The following is a 21,799-nucleotide window of genomic DNA, read 5'->3' as shown; positions in this document are numbered from 1 at the left end:
TCGACATTTGGTATGCCGGAAGGCCGCCGGGAAGAGCGTTTCCGGCGCCGAACCCTTGGGATGTCCGAAAAGTGGGGCCTATCGTTTGACAACGCTTGACGGGATGGGTTCTAATATCGGACTTTTCGTAGTTCTCGTTGATCGAGGCCGCGTGCCGCAGATGAATGGACGTATTTGGTCCGCTGAGACCGAAGCGGAAAAGCGGGGCTAACGAAAATTTCATGCGTGCCGCCGGGCAGCGCCAGGGCGCCGCCGCGCACAGCATTTGTTGATTTCCGCTCGATTCGTGCCCCCTGGCGCGATGAGCCCTCTTTTACCAAGCAAGGATCCATCATGGCTACCAAACGTACCTACCAGCCTTCCAAGGTCAAGCGTGCCCGTACGCACGGCTTCCTGGTTCGCAGCCGCACCAAGGGCGGCCGCCGCGTGCTCGCCCGCCGTCGCGCCAAGGGCCGTCACGTTCTCGCCCTCTAATCCGTCGAAGGCCGGAGACCCCTCGTGTCCGGCGACGGGAAGAAGACGCGCCATACGTTCCCCCGACGTCTCCGTCTGATCAAGACGGCGGACTTCGGGGTTGTCGTCCGTACGCGCAACGAACACACGTTCCGCTCGGATGCCGTCTTCTTCTCCGCGCAGTGCATGAGGCGCCCCGAGGCGCCTGGTGAGCTCCGCTTCGGCGTGACCGTCGGCAAGAAGAACGCGAAGCGCGCGGTCGACCGCGCGCTCGTCAAGCGGATCCTTCGGGAGTCCGCGCGCATGCAAGCTCCGGCTCTCCTGACCATGCTCGGTCAGCGGGGACTGGGGCTTGATGTGTCTCTGCGGCTCAAAACGCCGCTCGCACAGGCCGGGGACCGCACGGCGGTCCGTGCGCTCAAGCGCGCGCTCCGTGCGGATGCCGACAAGCTCATGGGCGAAATCTGCCGCCGGGTGCGCAAGACCCCCGCGGCGGCGCCCAAAGCCGAAGCCGATAACGTACCATCGTGATGCGCACACCTCTGGCGGCGCTCTTCTTGGGTGCGATCCGGCTCTACCAGCTGACGCTCTCGCCCTGGGTGGGACGCGAATGCCGGTACGTGCCGACGTGCTCCGCATACGCGATGGAGGCGATCGAGCGCTTCGGCGCGGTCCGCGGCGGTTGGCTCGGCCTCAAGCGCATCCTGCGGTGTCATCCGCTGGGCGGCTGCGGGTTGGACCCGGTGCCCGAAAGATTTCAATGGTTCGGCGGACGGTCTTCAGGCCGTGACGCCGATCACCCTCAACACAACAACCATCAATAGAGCCCTATGGGAAAAGACTTCCAGCGCACCCTGCTTTGGGTGATTCTTGGTGCCTCGCTCTTCATGCTGTGGGACAACTACCAGGTCTACACGGGCGGCCAGTCGGTCTTCCATTCGAGCACGCACGAGCAGACGGCCGAAACGACGCCGGCTGAAGTCCCCTCGACCGGGACGGTCGCGGCCGTGAACGCCACGCAGAGCGCCGCGGAAAAGGCCGTGAAGCCCGTTGAGGTCACGACCGACCGCATGAAGGTCACGTTCGACCTCGAGGGTGCGCGCATCGTCCGCTCCGAAATGCTGATGATGCCGCGCCAGCCCGACTGGACCGAAGTCGGTCTCGCGGGGCTCGTGCTGGGCCGCAAGCCCGCCGAGGATCTCGGCAACCTCGTCCTCTTCGAGACGACCCCGACGCGCACCTACGTCGCGCAGACGGGGCTCGTGGGCGGCGACTATCCGAACCACCGCACGGAATACCGTCTGGTGAGCCAGGCCGTCGACATGAAGGACGCCGACAAGCTCGACATCGTCTTTGAAGCCGACAAGGGCGGCCTCAAGGTGACGAAGACCTTCTCCTTCACGCGCGGCAACTACGGCGTCGAAGTGAAGACCGACATCGAAAACGTCGGCCAGACTCCGGCGACGCCCTCGATCTACTACCAGATCACCCGCGACGGCGGCAAGCCCGAAGGCGAAAGCAGCATGTACTCGACCTTCACGGGCGCGGCGGTCTACTCGAACGAAGAAAAGTTCCAGAAGATCGACTACGCGGACATCGCCGACAAGAGCGCGACGTATCAGGGCGAAACGGACAACGGCTGGGTCGCCATGATTCAGCACCACTTCGTGAGCGCCTGGGTTCCCGAACAGGGCGAAAAGCGTGAGAACTACGCCAACGCCGTCGACAAGAACCTCTACTCGATCGGCACGCTCGTGAAGCTCCCGACGGTCGAACCCGGGAAGACGATCTCGGACAAGGCCGAGCTCTACGCTGGCCCGCAGGCGCAGGAGCGCCTCGAGCAGATCGCGCCGGGGCTTGAACTCGTCGTCGACTACGGCTGGCTCACCTTCCTTGCGAAGCCCATCTACTGGCTCCTTTCCTTCCTGCACGGCATCGTCGGGAACTGGGGCTGGGCGATCGTGCTCCTCACCTGCATCGTCAAGGCGATCCTCTACCCGATTTCCGCCGCCGGCTACCGCTCGATGGCGCGCATGAAGGAAGTGACGCCGCGCATGAAGGCGATCCAGGAAAAGTACAAGGACGACAAGCAGCGCCTCAACCAGGCGATGATGGAGCTCTATCAGCGCGAGAAGATCAACCCGGTGGGCGGGTGCCTGCCGATCTTCCTGCAGATCCCGGTGTTCCTCGCCCTCTACTGGGTGCTGCAGGGCTCGGTCGAGCTGCGCGGCTCCGAGTGGATCCTCTGGGTGCATGACCTGGCGATGCCGGACCCCTGGTTCGTGCTGCCCGCCCTGATGGCCGCCACCATGTTCCTGCAGATCTTCCTCAATCCGAAGCCCACCGATCCGGTTCAGGCCCGCATGATGTACATCATGCCGGTGGTCTTCTCGGTCATGTTCTTCGTCTTCGCCTCGGGCCTCGTGCTCTACTGGTTGACGAACAACGTGCTCTCGATCGCGCAGCAGTGGTGGATCAACAAGACCATCGCCGCCCAGCGCGCCTCCAACCTGAAGTAAGGCGGCGCCGAGAGGCCGAATGACAAAGACCGGAGCATCCCGACGGATGACTCCGGTCTTTCGCCATCGTGGGAGGCGGGTTCTTCAGCTACGGCGCGAGGCCAGAAGCAGAAGCGGCCAGCACCAGACGGAGAGCGTCCAGAGGAGAATCCTCCCCGGCGTCATCCGTTGGTTTTCCGCGCGGCGCGTCTTCATGAAGAGCGAGACGCCGCCCGCGCAGACCCAGGCGAGGAACCCGCCGTAGATGAGCACCCGCGTGTCGTAGTCGTCGCCGAAGGCGGCCGCGGCGAACGCGGCGAGCGGAACGGAGATGACGACCGCGAGACAGGTGCCCGCCAGTGCGGGCCCGAAGAAGTCGCCGCCCGAGCGGCGTGGGTTTTGCAAAGACATGCGTTAGGCCGGACAATGAGGTCCGCAGAAGTAGTTTCAAGCGTTGCGGCCGGAAGGCGCTTCCGCCGCGCACGGACATTCCAAGATTATGCACTCCGACACTGATCCCATCGTCGCCGTCGCGACGGCCGCGGGCCGAGGCGGCATCGGCATCGTCCGCGTCTCGGCGCCGCCCGAGCGCGCCGCCGGCATGCTCGAAGCGCTCTTTCCCGGGCGTAGGGCAGAGCCCCGCCACGCTCACCTCTGGCCGGTGACGGACGCGTCGGGGAACCTTCTGGACCACGCGATCGTGCTCTGGTTCCCCGCGCCCGCGAGCTACACGGGCGAGTCGGTGCTCGAAATCCAGGCGCACGGGGGCCCGGTGCTGATGCGCATGATCACGCGCACGGTCTTGGAGAAGTGCGCGGCCTTCGGCGTGCGTCTAGCCGAACCCGGCGAATTCACGAAGCGGGCGTTCCTGAACGGCCGCATGGACCTCGCGCAGGCCGAAGCCGTGAGCGACCTGATCGACGCGGTGAGCGAATCCGCGGTGAGCGCGGCGACGCGCTCCCTGACGGGCGAATTCTCGAACCTCGTTCACGCCGTCGCGGACGAAACGGATGAGCTGCGCGCCTACGTCGAAGCGTCGCTCGACTTCCCGGAAGAGGAAGTCGAAAACCTCGCGCAGGGCCGCATCTTCGAGCGTACTGAAGCGCTGCTTGAGCGCATCCGCACGATTCTCGCCACCGCGCGCCGCGGCAGCGTGCTGCGCGAAGGCGTCACCGTCGCGCTTGTGGGGAGCCCCAACGTCGGGAAGTCGAGCCTGCTGAACGCCTTGGCGGGCGAAGAAGTCGCCATCGTCACCGACATCGCCGGGACGACCCGCGACAAGATCGAACACTGGGTGACGATCGAAGGGGTGCCGCTTCGCATCGTCGACACCGCCGGGATCCGCGAAACGTCCGACACCGTCGAAGCCAAGGGGATCGAACGCACGTTGGACGCGGCTTCGAAGGCTGACCTCGTTCTGCACCTGGTCGACGCGTCCGGGCGAATCGTCGACGAAGAAAACGTCTTGAAGCGCGTCATGTCGGTGGTGCGCCGCGGCGTTCCCCTCGTCACCGTCGCCAACAAGGCGGACGAGGCGGATCCCTCGCGCACGCCCCTTCCGGACGAAATCCTCATTTCCGCCCGCACGGGCGCGGGGCTTGAGAACCTGCGCCGCGTGCTCCTGGAGTCGGCCGGCATGTCGGCGAGCACCGACGGGCTCTTCATGGCGCGCGAGCGCCATCTCGACTGCCTGCGGCGTGCGCAGTCGCACCTTGAAGCCGCGCTCGCCATGCGTACGGGCTTCTGTATGATGGAGCTCCTTGCCGAAGAGCTCCGTCTGGCGGGCTCGGCGCTGGGTGAGATCCGGGGTGAAACGACCCCGGACGATCTGCTCGGCATGATCTTCAGCAAGTTCTGCATCGGCAAGTAAGGCCGAAGGCTCGGACAACGAAATGGACTATCCCGAACACTATGAGGTGATCGTGGTCGGCTGCGGCCACGCCGGCGCCGAAGCCGCGCTCGCCTCGGCCCGCATGGGCCGCCGCACGCTCCTCGTCACGCACAATCTCGACACGATCGGACAGCTCTCCTGCAACCCGTCGATCGGCGGGATCGGCAAGGGGCACCTCGTCAAGGAATTGGACGCGATGGGCGGCGCCATGGCCGCCGTCACCGACGCCTCCGGCATTCAGTTCCGAATCCTGAACGGCTCGAAGGGCCCGGCCGTGCGCGCGACGCGCGCGCAGATCGACCGTCAGCTCTACCGCGCCGCGATGCGCGAGCGGATCGAAGCGACGCCCAACCTCGACGTTTTCGGCCAGGCGGTCGACGACCTGATCGTCGAGCATGGCCGCGCCGCCGGCGTCGTCACCCAGACCGGGATCCGCTTTCACGCCCGCGCCGTCGTCATCACGGCGGGGACGTTCCTGAACGGCCTCGTTCACGTCGGGCTCGAACACTATCCCGCGGGCCGCATGGGCGACCCGGCGAGCGTGCGCCTGGCCGAGCGCTTGAAGGACCTCGGCATGCCGCAGGGGCGCTTGAAGACCGGGACGCCCGCGCGCATCGACGGGCGCACGATCGACTTCACCAAGTGCGAGGAGCAGTGGGGCGACCTCGACCCCGTGCCGGTCTTCTCCACGTGGACGCCCGCCGCGGAACATCCCCGGCAGATGCCATGCTGGGTGACGAGAACGACCCCGGAGATGCACGAACTCATCCTCGCGAACCTCGACCGCTCGCCCATGTACGCGGGTGTGATCCAGGGCGTAGGGCCGCGCTACTGCCCGTCGATCGAAGACAAGGTGAAGCGCTTTGCCGATAAGGACAGCCACCAGGTGTTCCTGGAACCCGAAGGCCTCCGCGTGAACGAGTTCTACCCGAACGGCATTTCGACCTCGCTTCCCTTCGACGTGCAGCTCCGCATGGTGCGGATGATGCCGGGGCTGGAGCACGCGCATCTGCTGCGCCCGGGCTACGCGATCGAATACGACTACTACGACCCGCGCGGGCTCATGCGCTCGCTCGAAACGAAGGCGATGCCCGGGCTCTTCTTTGCGGGTCAGATCAACGGCACGACGGGCTACGAAGAGGCCGCCGCGCAGGGGCTTCTGGCCGGGATCAACGCGGCGCGCTCCGCGCGTGGCGAAGAGGCCTGGGTGCCGCGCCGCGACGAGGCGTACCTGGGCGTCATGGTCGACGACTTGACGACGAAGGGCGTCACCGAGCCCTACCGCATGTTCACGAGCCGCGCGGAATACCGCCTGAGCCTTCGCGAAGACAACGCCGACATGCGCCTGGCACCCGTTGCGCGTGAGCTGGGGCTTCTCACGGAAGAGCAGTGGACGGCCTTTGAGAAGAAGCGCGAAGCCGTCGCGAAGACGTTGGAGAGCCTCAAGAGCACCTGGATTCATCCGGGCGTGATCGATGCGCACGAAGCCGGGCGCGTCTTGGGCGCGCCGATCGAGCGCGAGCACAACCTGCGCGCGCTCCTTGCGCGCCCGAACGTGTCGCTCGAGGCCCTCGGGACGCTCACCCGCACGGACGGCACGAAGGTGCTCGACGTCGAAGAACTCACGCCCGCCGAGCGCGAGCAGGTCGAAATCGACGTCAAGTACTCGGGCTACATCGAGCGCCAGAAGGACGAGATCGCGAAGCAGGGCGCGAACGAAGCGCTCGCGATCCCGGCCGACATGGACTACGACGCCGTGCGCGGGCTCTCCTTTGAGGTCCGCCAAAAGTTGAAGGCGCACAAGCCCGAGACGATCGGGCACGCGAGCCGCATCTCGGGGGTCACCCCCGCGGCGGTGACGCTTCTGCTCGTGCACCTGAAGCACCGCCACTACTACGTCCGCAGCAAGGGCGACCGCGATCCGGCGGCCCGCTCGGACGGCTGACCGGAGAAGCCACATGGATACCGTTGCGCTCAGGGAAGGGCTCACCCGCCTCGGGCTCGCCCCCACCGACCGTCAGATCGAGCAGCTCGCGGCCTATGCGGCGCTCCTTCTGCGCTGGAACAAGACCTACAACCTCACCGCGATCCGTCATGAGGACGAGGTGCTCACGCACCATCTTTTGGACAGCGCGGCGATGGTGCCCCACATCGCCGTGGAAGCCCCCGACGCGAAGACCGTCCTCGACGTCGGAAGCGGCGGGGGGCTCCCCGCCGTGCCGATCGCCGTCTTCCGGCCGGACCTTCAGGTGACGGCGGTCGACGCCGTCGGCAAGAAGGCGGCCTTCATCAACCAGGCGGCGATCGAACTGGGCCTGCGGAATCTCCGCGCGCGGCACAGCCGCGTCGAGAAGCTTCCCGGCACCTACGACGTCATCACCTCGCGCGCCTTTGCGACGATGAAGGACTTCACGACGCTCACGGCGTCCCTCGCCCACGAAGACACGAAGTGGCTCGCGATGAAGGCGGTGCACCCCGAGGACGAACTTGCGGACCTTCCCGGACACGCCCGGGCCCTGAAAACGATTAAGCTTGAAGTACCCGGACTCGACGAGGCGCGCTGCCTCGTGGTCCTTACGCCCGCCGACTGACGCTCGGCCTCAAAACTTCGGAGTCCGCCGTGGAATCCTCGGCTTTCGTCAGCGCGTTCATCTACGCGTTCAGTACTCTCCTCCCCGTGATCAACCCCTTCAGCGGCGCGATGTTCTTCGCGGCGATGACGGGAAATCTGAACGACCGCGACCGCGCCTACGTCGCCAACCGCCTCGCGCTCTATTCGGTCGTGATCCTGCTCGTGTGCCTCTTTGCGGGGCACTTCATCCTCGGGTTCTTCGGCATCTCCGTGGGGGTGCTCCGATGCGCGGGCGGGTGCGTGCTCTTCGCCGCGGGCTGGAGCGCCCTGAACGCCCCCTCGCACGATGGGAGCGAGCAGACGCCGCAGAGCCTCTCCCGCGTGAAGTTGAAGAGCATGGCCTTCTACCCCTTCACGCTGCCCCTCACCACGGGCCCGGGCGCCATCGCCGTGTCGGTCGCGCTGGGGACGAGTCTTCCCTACAACGTCGCCAACATCGCGGGCACGGTGGCCGCGACCTTCGCCACCGTGGTCGTCATCTGGCTCTGCTACCGCTACAGCGACCGCGTGGGCCGCGCGGTCGGGGCCGCGGGCGCCGACGCGCTCGCGCGCATCTTCGCCTTCATCCTGATCTGCCTCGGCGTTTCGGTCTTCTGGCAGGGGTTCTCGGAGCTTTGGCTGGCGTTGAACGCCTGAGATCCCGGAGAAATCGGGCCTCATTTTGTTAAACTTTCCGCTTTGGGCGGACTGCGCCCGGCAACCACGACAGAAGAAGCATGGGTCACGTTTTCTGCATTGCGAACCAAAAGGGCGGCGTCGGCAAGACCACCACGGCCGTCAACCTCGCCGCCGCGACGGCGCAGCGCGACCGTCGGGTCCTTTTGGTCGACCTCGACCCCCAGGGGAACGCCACCATGGGGTGCGGCATCGAAAAGCGCGACCTCGAGCGTTCCGTCTATGAGCTCCTTCTGGGCGAAGCGGCGTTCGACGACGTCGTGCGCCGCTCGGAAGAGGCGGGCTTCGACGTGCTGCCTGCCAACCGCGCGCTCTCCGGCGCGGAAATCGAACTCGTGAACCTCCCCGAGCGCGAGCACCGCCTGCGCTGCGCCCTGGAGCAGGTTTCCTCCCGCTACGACTACGTCTTCATCGACTGCCCGCCGAGCCTCAACATGCTGACGCTCAACGCCTTCTGCGCGGCGGACGGGATCATCATCCCGATGCAGTGCGAGTACTTCGCTCTCGAAGGCGTCGCCGACCTCGTGGCGACGGTGAAGCGCATCCACGCGGAAAAGAATCCGCGTCTTCGCATGCTCTCGGTGCTGCGCGTCATGTTCGACCCGCGCATCACGCTCCAGCAGCAGGTGAGCGAACAGCTTTCGCGCCACTTCGGCGACCGCGTCTACGAGACGATCATCCCGAGGAACGTGCGCTTGGCCGAAGCGCCGAGCTACGGCCAGCCCGGCATCGTCTACGACCGCTCGAGCAAGGGTGCGCGCGCCTACACGGCGTTTGCGGATGAAATGCTCCGCCGACTCGAAGGAGCCAAGGCATGAGCTTGAACAAGAAGGGTCTCGGCCGCGGGTTTGAGTCGCTTTTGGGTCCGGACGATTCCGTCAACTTCGACGAAGTCCGCCAGATCATCGAGCTCCCGATCGCGGAGCTCCACGCCGGGCGCTATCAGCCCCGCACGGACTGGGCGGAGGAACCCCTTGAGGAACTTGCGGCCTCGATCCGCCGCGAAGGCGTCATCAGCCCGGTGATCGTCCGTCCCTCGGGGCTCGGCTACGAAATCATCGCGGGTGAGCGCCGCACGCGTGCCGCGAAGCTCGCCGGGCTCGACCGCGTTCCCGCGATCGTGCGCGACGTCGACGACCGGCGCGCCGCCGCGATGGCGCTGATTGAGAACATCCAGCGCGAGGACTTGAACCCCATCGAAGAGGCCGAAGGCATCAAGCGCCTGATGGACGAATTCGAATTCACGCACGAGGAGGCGGCGAACGCCGTCGGGCGCTCCCGCTCGGGAACGACGAACCTCCTGCGCCTGCTCACCCTTGAAGAGGACGTGAAGGGATCCCTGCGCCGCGGCGAAATCGACATGGGGCACGCCAGGGCTCTTCTCGGGCTCACGGGCGCCGCGCAGAGCGAAGCCGCGAAGGCGGTGCGTGAGAAGGGCCTCTCGGTGCGTCAGACCGAAACGCTCGTGCGCCGCCGCAGGGAGGGCGCCCCGCAGCCGCGCCGCCGCGTCGTCATCAAGATCAAGGACGACGAGAAGAGCGGCGCGCCTCTTGAAGAAGCGCTTTCCGCAGAATTGGCCGCCGACGTGTCGATCACGGCGAGCGCCAAGGGGCGCGGGCGCATCGTCATCGCCTTCGAAAACCTTGAGCAGCTTACGAGCATCGTGCGCCGCATCCGCGGCTGACGAGCCTATCGAAGCGAAAAAGTCGGACTAAATCGCTTGTCTTCTACGGGTTTTTGAGTAGAATCAGGCCCGCGGACAGCTACCCTGATTGGGGTAGGTTGTTACAGCTTACGACTAGTTGTTTAAGACTTTTCGTGAAACTACAATTTCGGACGATTCAAATTCCCAACCCCGTGTTGCGTAAGAATGTTGGCCGTTTCTGATATGATGCGCGTCTCTCTTGCGCAGTATGCTCTTACACTTTTTGCAGCTCTTGTTTCAGCACTCTTCTTCGGTGCAGACGGTGCGGCTTCAGCCATGATCGGCGGTTTGGCCTATGCCTTTCCGACGAGCGTGCTGATCGCGGTTATCGTCATGCGCAAGCGCCGCGGAAATCCCGGAGCGTACACGGTGCTCGTCGGAGAATTTGTCCGGATTCTGGCCTTCGCTGCCGTCATCGGCATCGCGGTTGGAGTTTATGAAGACTTGCACTGGCCGGCCGTCCTCATCGGAATCGTGGCGGCCGTAAGCAGCTACTTCGTCATTCTCTTCAAAAAATACTAAGGATCGGTACCCATGGAAGGACCTACCGCAACTGAGTACATCCAACATCACATGACCCACCTGTCTTCGATGAAGCAGGGTGTGATCGTTGACTTCTCCATCGTGAACTACGACACCATCTTCTTCTCGATTCTGATGATGGTCTGCGTGTTCTTCCTTCTGCGTGCCGGCGCCAAGCGCGCCACATCCGGCGTCCCGGGCAAGATGCAGTGCGCCGTTGAAATGCTCGTCGAAATGGTGAACAACCAGGCTAAGGGCATCGTCCACGGCGACCGCACCTTCATCGCCCCCCTCGCGCTCACCGTCTTCTGCTGGGTGGCGCTCATGAACGCCATCGACTTGATCCCGGTCGACCTCTTCCCGTGGATCGCCGGCTTCTTCGGCCTCCACTACCTCCGCCCGCTGCCCACCGCCGACATCAACGGTACCCTCGGCATCTCCTTCGGCGTCCTCCTCCTGCTCTTCTACTACGGCATCAAGGTCAAGGGCGCCACGGGCTTCGTGGTTGAACTGTTTACGGCGCCTTTTGGCAAGCATCCCGCTCTTTGGGCGTTCAACTTCCTGTTGAACATCATCGAGTACGCCGCCAAATTCGTGTCGTTGGGGATGCGACTCTTCGGCAATATGTACGCCGGCGAGTTGGTCTTCTTCCTGATCGCCCTTCTGGGTGGTTTCGCTCTTGAGCTCGGCCCTCTTGGGGGTGTGAGCGCTGGGCTCGGACAAGTCGCGGCCGGCTTGGTCTGGTGGCTTTTCCATGTTCTGATCGTTCTGTTGCAGGCGTTCATCTTCATGATGCTGACGCTGGTCTACATCGGCCAGGCGCACAGCAGCCACTAACAGATAGATTTCAACTTTCTTTCCTTTACTCAACTACTCCCTTTTTACGGTTAAGGAGTTTATTCAAATGACCAACGTCGCTTTCGTTGCTCTTACCTGCGGTCTTATCGTGGGCCTCGGCGCCCTCGGCGCTTGCCTCGGCATTGCCATCATGGGTTCGAAGTACCTCGAATCCTGCGCCCGCCAGCCCGAACTCATGGAACCCCTTCAGACGAAGATGTTCCTCCTCGCCGGCCTGATCGACGCGGCCTTCCTGATCGGCGTCGGTATCGCCATGATGTTCGCCTTTGCCAACCCGTTCGTCGGCTAATTCAGCCGTCGCAAGCAAACGTCTTTTCTTTTAATGACGCCGTCAGCTGCGCCCACATCCCATTCCCGGCGCGGCTGACATAACGGGGTTCAACAATGAACATTAATGCCTCTCTGTTTGTACAGATGGTCGTGTTCTTCCTTGGTGCCTGGATCACCATGAAGTACATCTGGCCGCCGTTGATCAACGCGATTGAAGAGCGGCAAAAGAAGATTGCGGACGGCCTCGCCGCCGCCAACAAGGGCGAAAAGGCTCTTGCCGTGGCGGCCGAGCAGAGCAAGGCCATCGAAGCCGAGGCCCGCGGCCGCGCCACCTCGCTCGTCTCTGACGGTGAAAAGCGCGCCCAGGCGGTGATCGATGCCGCCAAGGCTCAGGCCCAGGTTGAAGCCGACCGAATCATTGAAGCCGCCAAGGCTGAGGCCGCTCAGGAAATGCAGCGTGCCCGCGAACAGCTCCGCGGCGAAGTCGCCGCGCTGGCCGTTGCCGGGGCCGAGCAGATCCTCGCTCGCGAAGTGGACAAGACGGTTCACGCCCAGTTGCTTGAACAATTGAAGGCGAAGCTCTAACTATGGCTGAACTTTCGACGATTGCGCGCCCCTACGCTCAGGGCCTGAATCAGGCTCTCCGCGAGCGTAATGCCGGCGCTGAGGACCTGGCCCGTGCGGTCGAAGCCGTCGACGCTCTTGAGCGCACGGTTGCGGACCCGCAGCTGGCCCTGCTGGTTGGCGACCCCAAGCTGACCGATGATCAACTCTTCGACCTGATCGCCGGCGTCGTCGGCAAGGATCTTCCCCAGGAAGTCGCCAATCTCCTGCGTGTGGTCGTCGAAAACGGTCGTCTGGAAGCTGTGCCGGAGATCGCCCGTCAGTTTCGTGAACTCAAGAATTTGTCCGATGGTGTCGCCGACGCCCATATCGAGACGGCGTTCGAATTGAGCCAGGCCGACATCGACGGTCTGCTCAACGCGCTCGCGAAGAAGTTTCCCGGCGTGACCCTTCACCCGGTCGTGACCGTCAACCCCGAGCTCATCGGCGGCGTCTGCGTGCGCGTCGGTGACCAGGTTCTTGACGCGTCCGTTCGCGCCCGTCTCGCCCAGATGAAGACGACGCTCACCGCCTAAAAAAATTCGGAGCTGTAAGATGCAACTCAATCCCAGTGAAATCAGCGAACTGCTGAAGAAGCGTATCGAAGGCCTCGGCGTTTCCGCTGATCTTCGCACCCAGGGTACCGTGGTCTCCGTGACCGACGGTATCTGCCGTGTTCACGGTCTGCACGACGTGATGCAGGGCGAAATGTTGGAGTTCCCCAACAACACCTACGGCCTCGCGCTCAACCTCGAACGCGACTCCGTCGGCGCCGTGATTCTCGGTGAATACGAGCACATCTCGGAAGGCGACACGGTCAAGACGACCGGCCGCATCCTTTCCGTTCCCGTCGGCCGCGAACTCATCGGCCGCGTCGTGAACGCGCTCGGCCAGCCGATCGACGGCAAGGGCCCCGTTGAAGCGAAGGAATTCGACGTCGTCGAAAAGGTCGCCCCGGGCGTCATCGACCGTCAGTCCGTTTCGCAGCCGGTGCAGACCGGTCTGAAGTCCATCGACTCGATGGTTCCCGTCGGCCGCGGCCAGCGCGAACTCATCATCGGTGACCGTCAGACGGGCAAGACCGCCGTCGCCATCGACACGATCATCAACCAGAAGGGCAAGGACCTGATCTGCGTGTACGTCGCGATCGGTCAGAAGGCCTCCACGATCGCCAACGTCGTGCGCAAGCTTGAAGAAAGCGGCGCCATGGAATACACGATCGTCGTGGCCGCCACGGCCTCGGAATCCGCCGCCATGCAGTACATCGCCCCGTACGCCGGTGCGACCATGGGCGAATACTTCCGCGACCGCGGTGAAGACTCCCTCATCGTCTACGACGACTTGACGAAGCAGGCCTGGGCCTACCGCCAGATCTCGCTGCTGCTTCGCCGTCCGCCGGGACGTGAAGCCTATCCGGGCGACGTCTTCTACCTCCACTCGCGCCTCCTCGAACGTGCCGCGCGCGTGAACCCCGCCTACGTCGAGCGCTTCACCAAGGGCGCCGTCAAGGGCAAGACGGGTTCGATGACGGCTCTGCCGATCATTGAAACCCAGGCCGGCGACGTGACCGCGTTCGTTCCGACGAACGTCATTTCCATTACCGACGGCCAGATCTTCCTTGAAACCGACCTCTTCAACGCTGGTATCCGTCCCGCCATCAACCCGGGTATTTCGGTTTCCCGCGTCGGTGGTGCGGCCCAGACGAAGATCATCAAGAAGTTGGGCGGCGGCGTGCGTCTCGCGCTCGCGCAGTACCGTGAACTCGCGGCCTTCGCGCAGTTCGCCTCCGACCTCGACGACGTCACGCGCAAGCAGCTCGAACGCGGCCGCGTCGTGACCGAACTCATGAAGCAGCCTCAGTACCAGCCGCTCCAGGTTTGGGAAGAAGCGCTCGTGCTCTACGCCGTCAACTGCGGCGCGTACGACGACGTGACCGTGGCCGACGCTCTGCGCGTCGAACGCGGCATGCGTGAGTACCTCAAGACGCATCACGCTGATCTTGTTGAGTCGATCGAAGCCAAGAAGGAACTCGTCAAGGAAGACGAGGCCAAGCTCAAGGCCGCCATCGACGAATTCAAGAAGAGCGGCGCCTACTAAGCCAGACTGATCCTAGAGGACCCAAACCCATGCCCAGTACTAAGGAAATTCGCGGAAAGATCAAGAGCGTGCAGAACACGCGCAAGATCACCAAGGCGATGGAAATGGTTGCGGCCTCGAAGATGCGCAAGGCGCAGGACCGGATGTTTGCCGCTCGCCCGTACGGCGACAAGATCCGTGTGATCTGCTCGAACCTCGCGGAAGCGAACACCGAGTACAAGCATCCGTTCCTCGCCAAGCACGAAGGTGCGAACAAGGTCGGCCTCATCATGGTCACGACCGACAAGGGCCTCGCCGGCCCCTTGAACACCAACATCCAGCGCTTGGTTCTTCAGCGAATCAAGGACTGGAACGCCGAAGGCGTCGCCATCGACGCCACGGCGATCGGGAACAAGGGTCTCGGCTTCCTGACGCGCCTCAACGTGCCGGTGGTCAGCCAGGTCGTTCAGCTTGGCGACCATCCCAACCTCGACAACCTGATCGGCGCCATCACGGTGCAGATCAAGGCGTTCATGGAAGGGAAGGTGGACTCCGTGCATCTGGCCTATTCGCGCTTCGTCAACGCGATGAAGCAGCAGCCCGTCATCGAGCAGCTGCTTCCGCTCACGGCGGACCGTTTCGGCGCCGCCGAAACCGAGACGAAGAGCGGGTACTCGTGGGACTATCTCTACGAGCCCAACGCCCAGACCGTCCTCGACGAGCTTCTGAAGCGCTACGTCGAAGCCCTGATTTATCAGGCAGTTGCGGAAAACATGGCCTCTGAGCAGAGCGCCCGTATGGTTGCCATGAAGGCGGCCTCGGACAACGCCAAGAAGCTCATCGGCGAACTGCAACTCGTCTACAACAAGACCCGTCAGGCCGGCATTACGAAGGAAATCACCGAAATCGTCGGTGGTGCCGCTGCCGTGTCTTAATGGAAAAAGTTACGAATACTAAGGAACACCCATGAGTATCGGACAGATCGTTCAGGTCATCGGCGCTGTGGTGGACATCGAGTTCCCCCGCGACGCCATGCCCAAGGTTTACGAAGCGCTCGTTCTCGAAAAGGACGAAAGCAACACCCTGGCCGAATCCGGCCTCACCTTCGAAGTGCAGCAGCAGCTTGGCGACGGCATCGTCCGTACCATTGCCATGGGCTCTTCCGAAGGTCTCCAGCGCGGCATGAAGGTCACGAGCACCGGCAAGGGCATCTCCGTCCCGGTCGGTCCGAAGACCCTCGGCCGCATCATGGACGTGCTCGGCCGTCCCATCGACGACGCCGGTGAGATCGGCGAAGACGAACGCCGTGAAATCCACCGTGAAGCGCCGAAGTTCGACGAACTCTCCCCGTCCGTCGACCTGCTCGAAACGGGCATCAAGGTCATCGACCTGATCTGCCCGTTCGCCAAGGGCGGCAAGGTCGGCCTCTTCGGCGGCGCCGGCGTGGGCAAGACCGTCAACATGATGGAGCTCATCAACAACATCGCCAAGCAGTACGGCGGCTACTCCGTCTTCGCCGGCGTGGGCGAACGTACCCGTGAAGGGAACGACTTCTACCACGAAATGGGCGAGTCGAAGGTTCTCGACAAGGTCGCCATGGTGTTCGGTCAGATGAACGAACCCCCGGGCAACCGTCTGCGCGTCGCCCTGACGGGGCTGACGATGGCCGAAGCCTTCCGTGACGAAGGCCGCGACATCCTCCTCTTCGTCGACAACATCTACCGCTACACCCTTGCCGGTACGGAAGTGTCCGCTCTGCTCGGCCGCATGCCGTCCGCCGTGGGCTACCAGCCGACCCTCGCCGAAGAAATGGGCAAGCTGCAGGAACGCATCGCCTCGACGAAGACCGGTTCGATCACGTCGATCCAGGCCGTGTACGTCCCTGCCGACGACTTGACCGACCCGTCGCCCGCGACGACCTTCGGCCACTTGGACGCCACCGTCGTTCTGTCGCGTGACATCGCCGCGCTGGGCATCTACCCCGCCGTCGACCCGCTCGACTCGACCTCGCGTCAGGTTGACCCCAACATCATCGGCGAAGAGCACTACACGACGGCCCGCCGCGTGCAGGAAACGCTCCAGCGCTACAAGGAACTCCGCGACATCATCGCCATTCTCGGCATGGACGAACTCGCGCCTGAGGACAAGCTCACGGTCATGCGTGCCCGCAAGATCCAGAACTTCCTCTCGCAGCCGTTCCACGTGGCGGAAGTCTTCACGGGCGCGCCCGGCAAGTACGTTCCCCTCAAGGAAACGATCCGCGGCTTCAAGATGATCGTCAACGGCGAATGCGACGAGCTTCCCGAGCAGGCCTTCTACATGGTCGGCACGATCGACGAAGCCTTCGAAAAGGCCAAGACCCTCAAGTAACACCGGACCGATCCGGCCCCGCGCCCTCGGTACGGAGCCGGGTTTCCGGAGCCTGACCAAACGGAGCAACTCTAATGGCTACCATCAAAGTCGACGTCGTCAGCGCGGAGGAGAACATCCTCTCCGTTGATGCCGAGCTCGTGTCGCTTCCGGGCAAGTCTGGCGAACTGGGCATCCTGCCCGGCCATCTTCCCCTGATCACCCTCATTCGCCCCGGGTTCGTGCGCATTCATCTGCCGAACAAGGAAGTCGAACAGGTGTTCGTGGCGGGTGGCGTGCTTGAAGTTCAGCCCGACGTGGTGACCGTGCTTGCCGACACCGCCATCCGCAGCCAGGACCTCGACGAGGCCAAGGCTCAGAAGGCGTTGGAGGAAGCCCGCGCCGCGCGCCAGAACGCGACGGGCGAACTCGCGATCGCGAAGATCGAAGCCGAAATGGCCGCCCTGGCCGCCGAGCTTCAGGCGATCAAGAAGATTCGTCAGCAGACGCGCTGATCGGCGTCGTCCGCAGCCCTACGACCGACGAGGCGTTCTTCCCCGAAAGGGAAGGGCGCCTCGTTCGTTTTGGAGCGCTCCGGTTCGTTTCGCGCTAGGATTCCATTATGTGAGGCGCGCCTCCCGGTTATCCGGAGGCCGCGCGTGAAGCTTTTCCCGGCATGGGGAGAAGCACCATCCGCCCCGGAATGCCGGGCGTTTCATGGAGTTCGGAATGACTGTTAAGGTGCTCGTAACGACGGACGGGTCTAATTTGAGCGACAAGGCTGTGGAGAGCGCTGTCGCGTTGTCGAAGGCGTTGGGCGCCAAGCTGATCGGCGTCACCGCCGTGCTCGCGCCGCCGCCCGCTGCGGGCTTTCAGGCCGAGGATGAGGCCGTGCGCGACCGTCTCGCCGCCATCTCCCGCAAGGCTGAGGAAGCGGGCGTCGAGTGCGAAGTGGTGGCCGAGCATTCCGACGCCGTCTGGAAGGCGATTCTGGAGTGCGCGGACCGTCACGACGTGAGCTACATCGTGATGGCGAGCCGCGGTCTCGGGAGCATCGGTTCGTTCCTCCTGGGGAGCGAAACCCAGAAGGTGCTCCATCAGGCCGACCGCCCCGTGCTGGTCGTGCGCTGAGCGCCCTCAGGCGTTCTGCGCTTCGGCGAGAGCGGCGAGAAGTCCGGCGCGTTCGACGCCCCGGATTTCGAGCCGCTTTTCTCTGCTCGTCTCGCCCGCGATGAGCTCGACGGCGCTCTTCGGAACGCCGGCGACGCCCGCGAGGAACTTGACGAGCGCCTGATTGGCCTTCCCGTCGACGGGAGGCGCCTGCAGGGCGACTTTGAGCCGCTCGCCGTGCTCGCCCACCACGCGGCTGCGCTTCGCGCCGGGCTGCACGTGCAGCGCCACGGTGACGCCCGCCTTCGAGGCGACGCACCAGCGGTCGGCCGCGGAAAACAATTCAACTGACGACATACGAGCTACGGCTCGGTTTTGGGAGACCCTTGAGAATGAAACCGACCAACGACGCCTTTTTGCGTGCGCTTTGCCGGGAGAAGACCGATTTTACGCCGCTCTGGCTCATGCGCCAGGCCGGCCGCTACCTGCCTGAGTACTGCGAAACCCGCGCGCGCGCGGGGAGCTTCATGGGTCTCGCGCAGAACCCCGACTACGCCACCGAGGTGACGCTCCAGCCGATCGACCGCTACGGTCTCGACGCGGCCATTCTCTTCTCCGACATCCTGACGGTGCCGGACGCCATGGGCCTCGGCCTCTCCTTCGTGCAGGGCGAAGGTCCCGTCTTCGCGAAGCCCGTCCAGGACGAAGCCGCGGTCGCGCAGTTGGCGGCCCCGGACCCCAACGTCGAACTCAAGTACGTCATGGATGCCGTCTCGAGCATCCGCAAGGCGCTCAACAATCGCGTGCCCCTGATCGGCTTCTCGGGTTCGCCCTTCACGCTCGCCTGCTACATGGTCGAAGGCCGCGGCTCGCGCGACTTCCGCACCGTGAAGACGATGATGTACCGCCGCCCGGACCTCTTCCACCGCATTCTCGAAGTGAACGCCGAAGCGGTCGCGCTCTACCTCAACGCCCAGATCAAGGCGGGCGCGCAGGCCGTGCAGATCTTCGACACGTGGGGCGGCATGCTCGCCGACGGCGACTTCCAGACGTTCTCGCTCGCCTACACGAAGAAGGTCGTCGAAAAGCTCATCCGCGAAAACGACGGCGCCAAGGTGCCCTCGATCGTCTTCACGAAGGGCGGCGGCGAATGGATCGCCGACATCGCCTCGATCGGCTGCGACGCCGTGGGCCTCGACTGGTCGGTGAACCTCACGCGCGCGAGGAGCGTCGTGGGCGACCGCGTCGCGCTCCAGGGCAACCTCGACCCGTTCGTGCTCTTCGGCGACGAAGAGACGATCCGCCGCGAAGCCCGCCGCGTGCTCGACGCCTACGGTGAAGTGGGCGCGGGCGGCCACGTCTTCAATTTGGGCCACGGCATCAACCAGTTCACGCCGGTCGAGAACGTCCGGATTCTCGTCGACGAAGTGCACAGCTACAGCCGCCGTCATCACTGACCGGCCTGAAGTTGTACACAAGAGCGCCTACTCTTGTGCACAAGCCTGAGAAACCCCGGGTGTCAATGCCTGGGGTTTTCGTTTTTCTCCGAATTGACTGAAGGACGGTTGAACCTATCGTGTGTAGGTGCTTAGTTCGCGCTCTTTGACATGGGGTGGATAGGGTAGGGGGAAGCGTGCAAAGGCAGAAATCCACATAGTTATCCACAGGTTTTCAAACAAGGTCTTTTCGCCCATGCCCCAACGCGAAAGCCCGGATTGCGTTAGTGTTCTCGCATCAAGGAGAGGATCGAACCCATGGCTGAAGCGGAACAATTTGCGGCGGTGATCGTGGACGCGCCGGGACTCGGCGCCCTCGACTACCGCGTCCCCGAAGGGATGCTGCTCGCACCGGGCGACCGCGTGATCGTGCCGCTCGGCACGCGAAAGGTTCCGGGCATCGTCACGGGACTCTCGCCCGTGACGGAGGTGCCCGCGAAGAAGCTGCGCCGCGTCGCGGCGGTCCTTTCCGACACGATTCCGCTTCATGCCGAATGGTTGGCGCTGACGCGCTTTGCGGCGCTCTACTACCAGCGCGGCTGGGGCGAGAGCGCCGTGCCGGCGCTCCCGCTCTTCATGCGCCGGGCGCCGGGCGTGCGGCACGAGTCCTGGCTCAAAAAGGCCCGCGCGATCGGTCCGGCAGGCGGGGAGCCCGGGCCGCGTCCCCAACTCAACGACGAGCAGGCCGAAGCCTGCCGTCAGGTGCTCGCCTCCGGGGGCTACGTCCCCTGGGTGCTCTTCGGCGTGACGGGCTCGGGCAAGACCGAGGTGTACCTGCACCTCATCGAAGAGACGCTCGTGCGGGACCCCGAGGCGCAGGTGCTCCTCATGGTCCCGGAAATCAACCTGACGCCGCAGTTGGAGGCGCGCGTGCGCGCACGCTTTCCCGACGAGCTCGTCGTCGCGATGCACTCGGACTTTCCGGACGGCGAGCGCGCCCGCTCGTGGCTTGCGGTCCATGAGGGCCGGGCGCGCGTCTTGGTCGGCACGCGCATGTCGATCTTCGCGAGCTTTCGGAAGCTTGCCCTCGTCATCGTCGACGAGGAGCACGACACCTCCTTCAAGGCGGGGGACGGTCTGCGCTTCTCCGGGCGCGACCTCGCCGTCTGGCGCGCGTGGAAGAACCGCTGCCCGGTGATCCTGGGGAGCGCCACGCCCTCGATCGAAACCTGGGCGAAGGTGCGAAAGGGCGACTACAAGCTCTTGACGCTGACGAAGCGCGCGTCGGCCGAGGCGACCCTTCCCGCCATCCGGCTCGTGAACCCCAACCGGAAGGGTGCACGCACGCTCTTGACGCCCGACGCCGCGGCCGCGATGGAGGCGACCCTGAAGGCGGGCCGCCAGGTGCTCGTCTTCCTCAACCGCCGCGGCTACGCCCCGGTGCTCTCCTGCCCCTCCTGCGGCTGGGTGAGCACCTGTCGGCGCTGCTCCACCTTCACGGTCTTCCATAAGGGCGCGAAGCGCCTCGTCTGCCACCACTGCGGGTGGCAGACCGGGATTCCGCCCGCGTGCCCCAAGTGCGGCGACCCGGACATTCTCCCGAAGGGCACCGGGACGGAGCGGATCGAAGAGGAATTGGCCGTGCGCTTCCCTGACCGCAGGGTGCTCCGCATCGACCGCGACAGCGTCTCGACGCGCCATGAAGCCGAAGAAGCCTTCCGGCGCGTGCACGCAGGCGAGGTCGACATTCTTGTGGGTACCCAAATGGTCGCGAAGGGGCACGACTTCGCGAACGTCGGCCTCGTCGTGGTGCTCAACCCCGACGCGCAGATGCTGAGCCCGGCGACGCGTGCGCGCGAGCAGCTCTTCGCAACCCTCATGCAGGTGGCGGGGCGCGCGGGGCGCGCGGGCGCGCAGGGCGAGGTGCTGATCCAGACGCGCTTTCAGGACGATCCGCTCTTTGCGGCCCTGGCGCGCCAGGACTACGTCGCCTTCGCGGATGCGGTGTTGGAAGACCGCCGCGCCAACATGGCCGTGCCCTACGTCCATCAGGCGATGCTCTACGCCGAGGCGAAGAGCTTGGCGGAGGCCGAGTTCTTCCTCACCGAAGCGGTCGAAATCGGCATGCGGGAGGCGCCCCCCGAGGTGCGCATCTATGACCCGGTGCCGATGCCCCTGATGCGGCTCATGAACGTCGAGCGCGCGCAGCTTCTCGTTGAAGCCGACGAGCGTCCGGCGCTCCAAGCCTTTCTCGCGCGCTGGCGCCAAAGTCTGCGCGCCCGCGCGGGGGTCGAATGGACGATGGAAGTCGACCCGCTCGAAGCCTGAGGGCCGTGTATAATTCGGGATCCCGCTCCACGTGGTGAAATGGATATCATGCGGCCCTCCGAAGGCCGCGTTACAGGTTCGATTCCTGTCGTGGGGACCAAATTCAAATCCAATGGCGTCCGAGAACGTCCGATTGTCAAGCAAAGATAAGGATTTTTTGGTTAGAGCACTGTCCGGAGAAGTCCGATACAGTCCACTAAAATCCGACGTTTGTTAGTAGACTGGTTAGGGGACTGGGATCCAGCCCAAGAATCTCTAACGTCAGTCCACTAACATGCCCCGCAAAGCTCAACCCCTCACCGCGCTTGGGATCCGTAAGAAGATTGAGGCGCTCTCGAAAGATCCGACGTTCACCAAACCCGTTAAAGGAACCTCTTCACCGGGGCCCTTTCT

At 64.2% G+C, this 21,799-nt stretch carries 24 protein-coding genes and 1 tRNA gene; 23 read left to right on the top strand and 2 right to left on the bottom strand.

What is annotated here, in order from left to right:
• The first annotated feature begins 333 nt into the window (after positions 1-333).
• From rpmH to yidC, 4 genes are read left to right on the top strand one after another with little or no spacing between them, the layout of a single operon-like run.
• A complete protein-coding gene (rpmH, locus tag HMPREF9440_RS00135) occupies positions 334-474 on the top strand; it encodes a 50S ribosomal protein L34 (protein ID WP_040763118.1) in 141 nt (46 codons plus the stop codon).
• A 24-nt stretch (positions 475-498) separates the two neighbouring features.
• Positions 499-984, top strand: a complete 486-nt coding sequence (locus HMPREF9440_RS00130) for a ribonuclease P protein component (RefSeq protein WP_008540319.1) — start codon at positions 499-501, stop codon at positions 982-984.
• Complete coding sequence (gene yidD, locus HMPREF9440_RS00125) at positions 984-1,277, top strand: membrane protein insertion efficiency factor YidD (RefSeq protein ID WP_008540318.1); 294 nt, start codon at positions 984-986, stop codon at positions 1,275-1,277. The genes HMPREF9440_RS00130 and yidD overlap by 1 nt, the downstream gene beginning before the upstream one ends.
• Positions 1,278-1,283: 6 nt before the next feature.
• On the top strand, positions 1,284-2,972 hold the full coding sequence (gene yidC, locus HMPREF9440_RS00120) for a membrane protein insertase YidC (RefSeq protein ID WP_008540317.1): 1,689 nt from the start codon (positions 1,284-1,286) through the stop codon (positions 2,970-2,972).
• 84 nt (positions 2,973-3,056) lie between these two features.
• On the opposite strand, the gene HMPREF9440_RS00115 is transcribed toward yidC, so the two are convergent.
• Positions 3,057-3,362: a hypothetical protein gene (locus HMPREF9440_RS00115; RefSeq protein WP_008540316.1), complete on the bottom strand. Its 306-nt coding sequence runs from the start codon at positions 3,360-3,362 to the stop codon at positions 3,057-3,059.
• Between the two features lie 88 nt (positions 3,363-3,450).
• On the opposite strand from HMPREF9440_RS00115, the gene mnmE reads away from it, so the two are divergent.
• From mnmE to HMPREF9440_RS00035, 16 genes are all read left to right on the top strand, one after another.
• Positions 3,451-4,821, top strand: coding sequence for a tRNA uridine-5-carboxymethylaminomethyl(34) synthesis GTPase MnmE (gene mnmE, locus HMPREF9440_RS00110; RefSeq protein WP_008540315.1), 1,371 nt, complete (start codon positions 3,451-3,453; stop codon positions 4,819-4,821).
• A gap of 22 nt (positions 4,822-4,843) precedes the next feature.
• Positions 4,844-6,787: a tRNA uridine-5-carboxymethylaminomethyl(34) synthesis enzyme MnmG gene (gene mnmG / locus HMPREF9440_RS00105; protein WP_008540314.1), complete on the top strand. Its 1,944-nt coding sequence runs from the start codon at positions 4,844-4,846 to the stop codon at positions 6,785-6,787.
• Between the two features lie 13 nt (positions 6,788-6,800).
• Positions 6,801-7,433 (top strand): 16S rRNA (guanine(527)-N(7))-methyltransferase RsmG, encoded by a 633-nt coding sequence (gene rsmG, locus HMPREF9440_RS00100; protein WP_008540313.1) that lies wholly within the window; start codon positions 6,801-6,803, stop codon positions 7,431-7,433.
• A 29-nt stretch (positions 7,434-7,462) separates the two neighbouring features.
• Complete coding sequence (locus tag HMPREF9440_RS00095; protein WP_008540311.1) at positions 7,463-8,110, top strand: MarC family protein; 648 nt, start codon at positions 7,463-7,465, stop codon at positions 8,108-8,110.
• A gap of 80 nt (positions 8,111-8,190) precedes the next feature.
• A complete protein-coding gene (locus tag HMPREF9440_RS00090) occupies positions 8,191-8,967 on the top strand; it encodes a ParA family protein (RefSeq protein ID WP_008540310.1) in 777 nt (258 codons plus the stop codon).
• A complete protein-coding gene (locus HMPREF9440_RS00085; protein ID WP_008540309.1) occupies positions 8,964-9,833 on the top strand; it encodes a ParB/RepB/Spo0J family partition protein in 870 nt (289 codons plus the stop codon). The genes HMPREF9440_RS00090 and HMPREF9440_RS00085 overlap by 4 nt, the downstream gene beginning before the upstream one ends.
• Before the next feature lie 186 nt (positions 9,834-10,019).
• Positions 10,020-10,376 (top strand): ATP synthase subunit I, encoded by a 357-nt coding sequence (locus HMPREF9440_RS00080; protein ID WP_008540308.1) that lies wholly within the window; start codon positions 10,020-10,022, stop codon positions 10,374-10,376.
• Between the two features lie 12 nt (positions 10,377-10,388).
• A complete protein-coding gene (gene atpB, locus HMPREF9440_RS00075) occupies positions 10,389-11,213 on the top strand; it encodes a F0F1 ATP synthase subunit A (RefSeq protein WP_008540307.1) in 825 nt (274 codons plus the stop codon).
• 67 nt (positions 11,214-11,280) lie between these two features.
• The gene (gene atpE / locus HMPREF9440_RS00070; RefSeq protein ID WP_008540306.1) at positions 11,281-11,523 is read left to right on the top strand and encodes a F0F1 ATP synthase subunit C; all 243 of its coding nucleotides are present in this window, start codon (positions 11,281-11,283) and stop codon (positions 11,521-11,523) included.
• Between the two features lie 95 nt (positions 11,524-11,618).
• Positions 11,619-12,089 carry a F0F1 ATP synthase subunit B gene (locus tag HMPREF9440_RS00065; RefSeq protein WP_008540305.1) on the top strand — a complete coding sequence of 157 codons (471 nt, stop codon included), beginning with the start codon at positions 11,619-11,621 and terminating at the stop codon, positions 12,087-12,089.
• A 2-nt stretch (positions 12,090-12,091) separates the two neighbouring features.
• Positions 12,092-12,643, top strand: a complete 552-nt coding sequence (locus HMPREF9440_RS00060) for a F0F1 ATP synthase subunit delta (protein WP_040763117.1) — start codon at positions 12,092-12,094, stop codon at positions 12,641-12,643.
• A gap of 19 nt (positions 12,644-12,662) precedes the next feature.
• Complete coding sequence (atpA, locus tag HMPREF9440_RS00055) at positions 12,663-14,204, top strand: F0F1 ATP synthase subunit alpha (RefSeq protein ID WP_008540301.1); 1,542 nt, start codon at positions 12,663-12,665, stop codon at positions 14,202-14,204.
• Positions 14,205-14,233: 29 nt separating this feature from the next.
• On the top strand, positions 14,234-15,118 hold the full coding sequence (gene atpG / locus HMPREF9440_RS00050) for a F0F1 ATP synthase subunit gamma (protein WP_008540299.1): 885 nt from the start codon (positions 14,234-14,236) through the stop codon (positions 15,116-15,118).
• Positions 15,119-15,149: 31 nt separating this feature from the next.
• Complete coding sequence (atpD, locus tag HMPREF9440_RS00045; RefSeq protein ID WP_008540297.1) at positions 15,150-16,553, top strand: F0F1 ATP synthase subunit beta; 1,404 nt, start codon at positions 15,150-15,152, stop codon at positions 16,551-16,553.
• A 74-nt stretch (positions 16,554-16,627) separates the two neighbouring features.
• A complete protein-coding gene (locus HMPREF9440_RS00040; RefSeq protein WP_008540295.1) occupies positions 16,628-17,047 on the top strand; it encodes a F0F1 ATP synthase subunit epsilon in 420 nt (139 codons plus the stop codon).
• A 214-nt stretch (positions 17,048-17,261) separates the two neighbouring features.
• Positions 17,262-17,663 (top strand): universal stress protein, encoded by a 402-nt coding sequence (locus tag HMPREF9440_RS00035; RefSeq protein ID WP_050816027.1) that lies wholly within the window; start codon positions 17,262-17,264, stop codon positions 17,661-17,663.
• Between the two features lie 6 nt (positions 17,664-17,669).
• Here HMPREF9440_RS00035 and HMPREF9440_RS00030 read toward each other — a convergent pair whose 3' ends face one another.
• A complete protein-coding gene (locus tag HMPREF9440_RS00030) occupies positions 17,670-17,999 on the bottom strand; it encodes a DUF167 domain-containing protein (protein ID WP_008540292.1) in 330 nt (109 codons plus the stop codon).
• A 35-nt stretch (positions 18,000-18,034) separates the two neighbouring features.
• Here HMPREF9440_RS00030 and hemE point away from each other — a divergent pair, with 35 nt between their 5' ends.
• The 3 genes from hemE (at position 18,035) to HMPREF9440_RS00015 (ending at position 21,506) form a co-directional block, all read left to right on the top strand.
• Positions 18,035-19,099 carry a uroporphyrinogen decarboxylase gene (gene hemE, locus HMPREF9440_RS00025; protein ID WP_008540290.1) on the top strand — a complete coding sequence of 355 codons (1,065 nt, stop codon included), beginning with the start codon at positions 18,035-18,037 and terminating at the stop codon, positions 19,097-19,099.
• Positions 19,100-19,396: 297 nt separating this feature from the next.
• Positions 19,397-21,406 (top strand): replication restart helicase PriA, encoded by a 2,010-nt coding sequence (gene priA, locus HMPREF9440_RS00020; protein ID WP_008540288.1) that lies wholly within the window; start codon positions 19,397-19,399, stop codon positions 21,404-21,406.
• Positions 21,407-21,431: 25 nt separating this feature from the next.
• A tRNA-Arg gene (locus HMPREF9440_RS00015) sits at positions 21,432-21,506 on the top strand.
• The last annotated feature ends 293 nt before the right edge of the window (positions 21,507-21,799 follow it).

The sequence above is a fragment of the Sutterella parvirubra YIT 11816 genome (genome assembly GCF_000250875.1).
GTDB lineage: Bacteria > Pseudomonadota > Gammaproteobacteria > Burkholderiales > Burkholderiaceae_F > Sutterella > Sutterella parvirubra.
Note: the sequence above shows the minus strand (reverse complement) of the source record. Positions and strands in the feature narration are given on the sequence as shown.

Bases quoted from the DNA above. Each gene is read 5' to 3' on its own strand.
- mnmG (WP_008540314.1), top strand. From the start codon at position 4,844: ATGGACTATCCCGAACACTATGAGGTGATCGTGGTCGGCTGCGGCCAC.
- hemE (WP_008540290.1), top strand. From the start codon at position 18,035: ATGAAACCGACCAACGACGCCTTTTTGCGTGCGCTTTGCCGGGAGAAG.
- rsmG (WP_008540313.1), top strand. From the start codon at position 6,801: ATGGATACCGTTGCGCTCAGGGAAGGGCTCACCCGCCTCGGGCTCGCC.
- rpmH (WP_040763118.1), top strand. From the start codon at position 334: ATGGCTACCAAACGTACCTACCAGCCTTCCAAGGTCAAGCGTGCCCGT.
- HMPREF9440_RS00080 (WP_008540308.1), top strand. From the start codon at position 10,020: ATGTTGGCCGTTTCTGATATGATGCGCGTCTCTCTTGCGCAGTATGCT.
- yidD (WP_008540318.1), top strand. From the start codon at position 984: ATGCGCACACCTCTGGCGGCGCTCTTCTTGGGTGCGATCCGGCTCTAC.
- mnmE (WP_008540315.1), top strand. From the start codon at position 3,451: ATGCACTCCGACACTGATCCCATCGTCGCCGTCGCGACGGCCGCGGGC.
- atpA (WP_008540301.1), top strand. From the start codon at position 12,663: ATGCAACTCAATCCCAGTGAAATCAGCGAACTGCTGAAGAAGCGTATC.
- priA (WP_008540288.1), top strand. From the start codon at position 19,397: ATGGCTGAAGCGGAACAATTTGCGGCGGTGATCGTGGACGCGCCGGGA.
- atpB (WP_008540307.1), top strand. From the start codon at position 10,389: ATGGAAGGACCTACCGCAACTGAGTACATCCAACATCACATGACCCAC.
- HMPREF9440_RS00090 (WP_008540310.1), top strand. From the start codon at position 8,191: ATGGGTCACGTTTTCTGCATTGCGAACCAAAAGGGCGGCGTCGGCAAG.
- atpG (WP_008540299.1), top strand. From the start codon at position 14,234: ATGCCCAGTACTAAGGAAATTCGCGGAAAGATCAAGAGCGTGCAGAAC.
- atpE (WP_008540306.1), top strand. From the start codon at position 11,281: ATGACCAACGTCGCTTTCGTTGCTCTTACCTGCGGTCTTATCGTGGGC.
- HMPREF9440_RS00085 (WP_008540309.1), top strand. From the start codon at position 8,964: ATGAGCTTGAACAAGAAGGGTCTCGGCCGCGGGTTTGAGTCGCTTTTG.
- HMPREF9440_RS00065 (WP_008540305.1), top strand. From the start codon at position 11,619: ATGAACATTAATGCCTCTCTGTTTGTACAGATGGTCGTGTTCTTCCTT.
- HMPREF9440_RS00040 (WP_008540295.1), top strand. From the start codon at position 16,628: ATGGCTACCATCAAAGTCGACGTCGTCAGCGCGGAGGAGAACATCCTC.
- HMPREF9440_RS00035 (WP_050816027.1), top strand. From the start codon at position 17,262: ATGACTGTTAAGGTGCTCGTAACGACGGACGGGTCTAATTTGAGCGAC.
- HMPREF9440_RS00030 (WP_008540292.1), bottom strand. From the start codon at position 17,999: ATGTCGTCAGTTGAATTGTTTTCCGCGGCCGACCGCTGGTGCGTCGCC.
- yidC (WP_008540317.1), top strand. From the start codon at position 1,284: ATGGGAAAAGACTTCCAGCGCACCCTGCTTTGGGTGATTCTTGGTGCC.
- HMPREF9440_RS00060 (WP_040763117.1), top strand. From the start codon at position 12,092: ATGGCTGAACTTTCGACGATTGCGCGCCCCTACGCTCAGGGCCTGAAT.
- HMPREF9440_RS00115 (WP_008540316.1), bottom strand. From the start codon at position 3,362: ATGTCTTTGCAAAACCCACGCCGCTCGGGCGGCGACTTCTTCGGGCCC.
- atpD (WP_008540297.1), top strand. From the start codon at position 15,150: ATGAGTATCGGACAGATCGTTCAGGTCATCGGCGCTGTGGTGGACATC.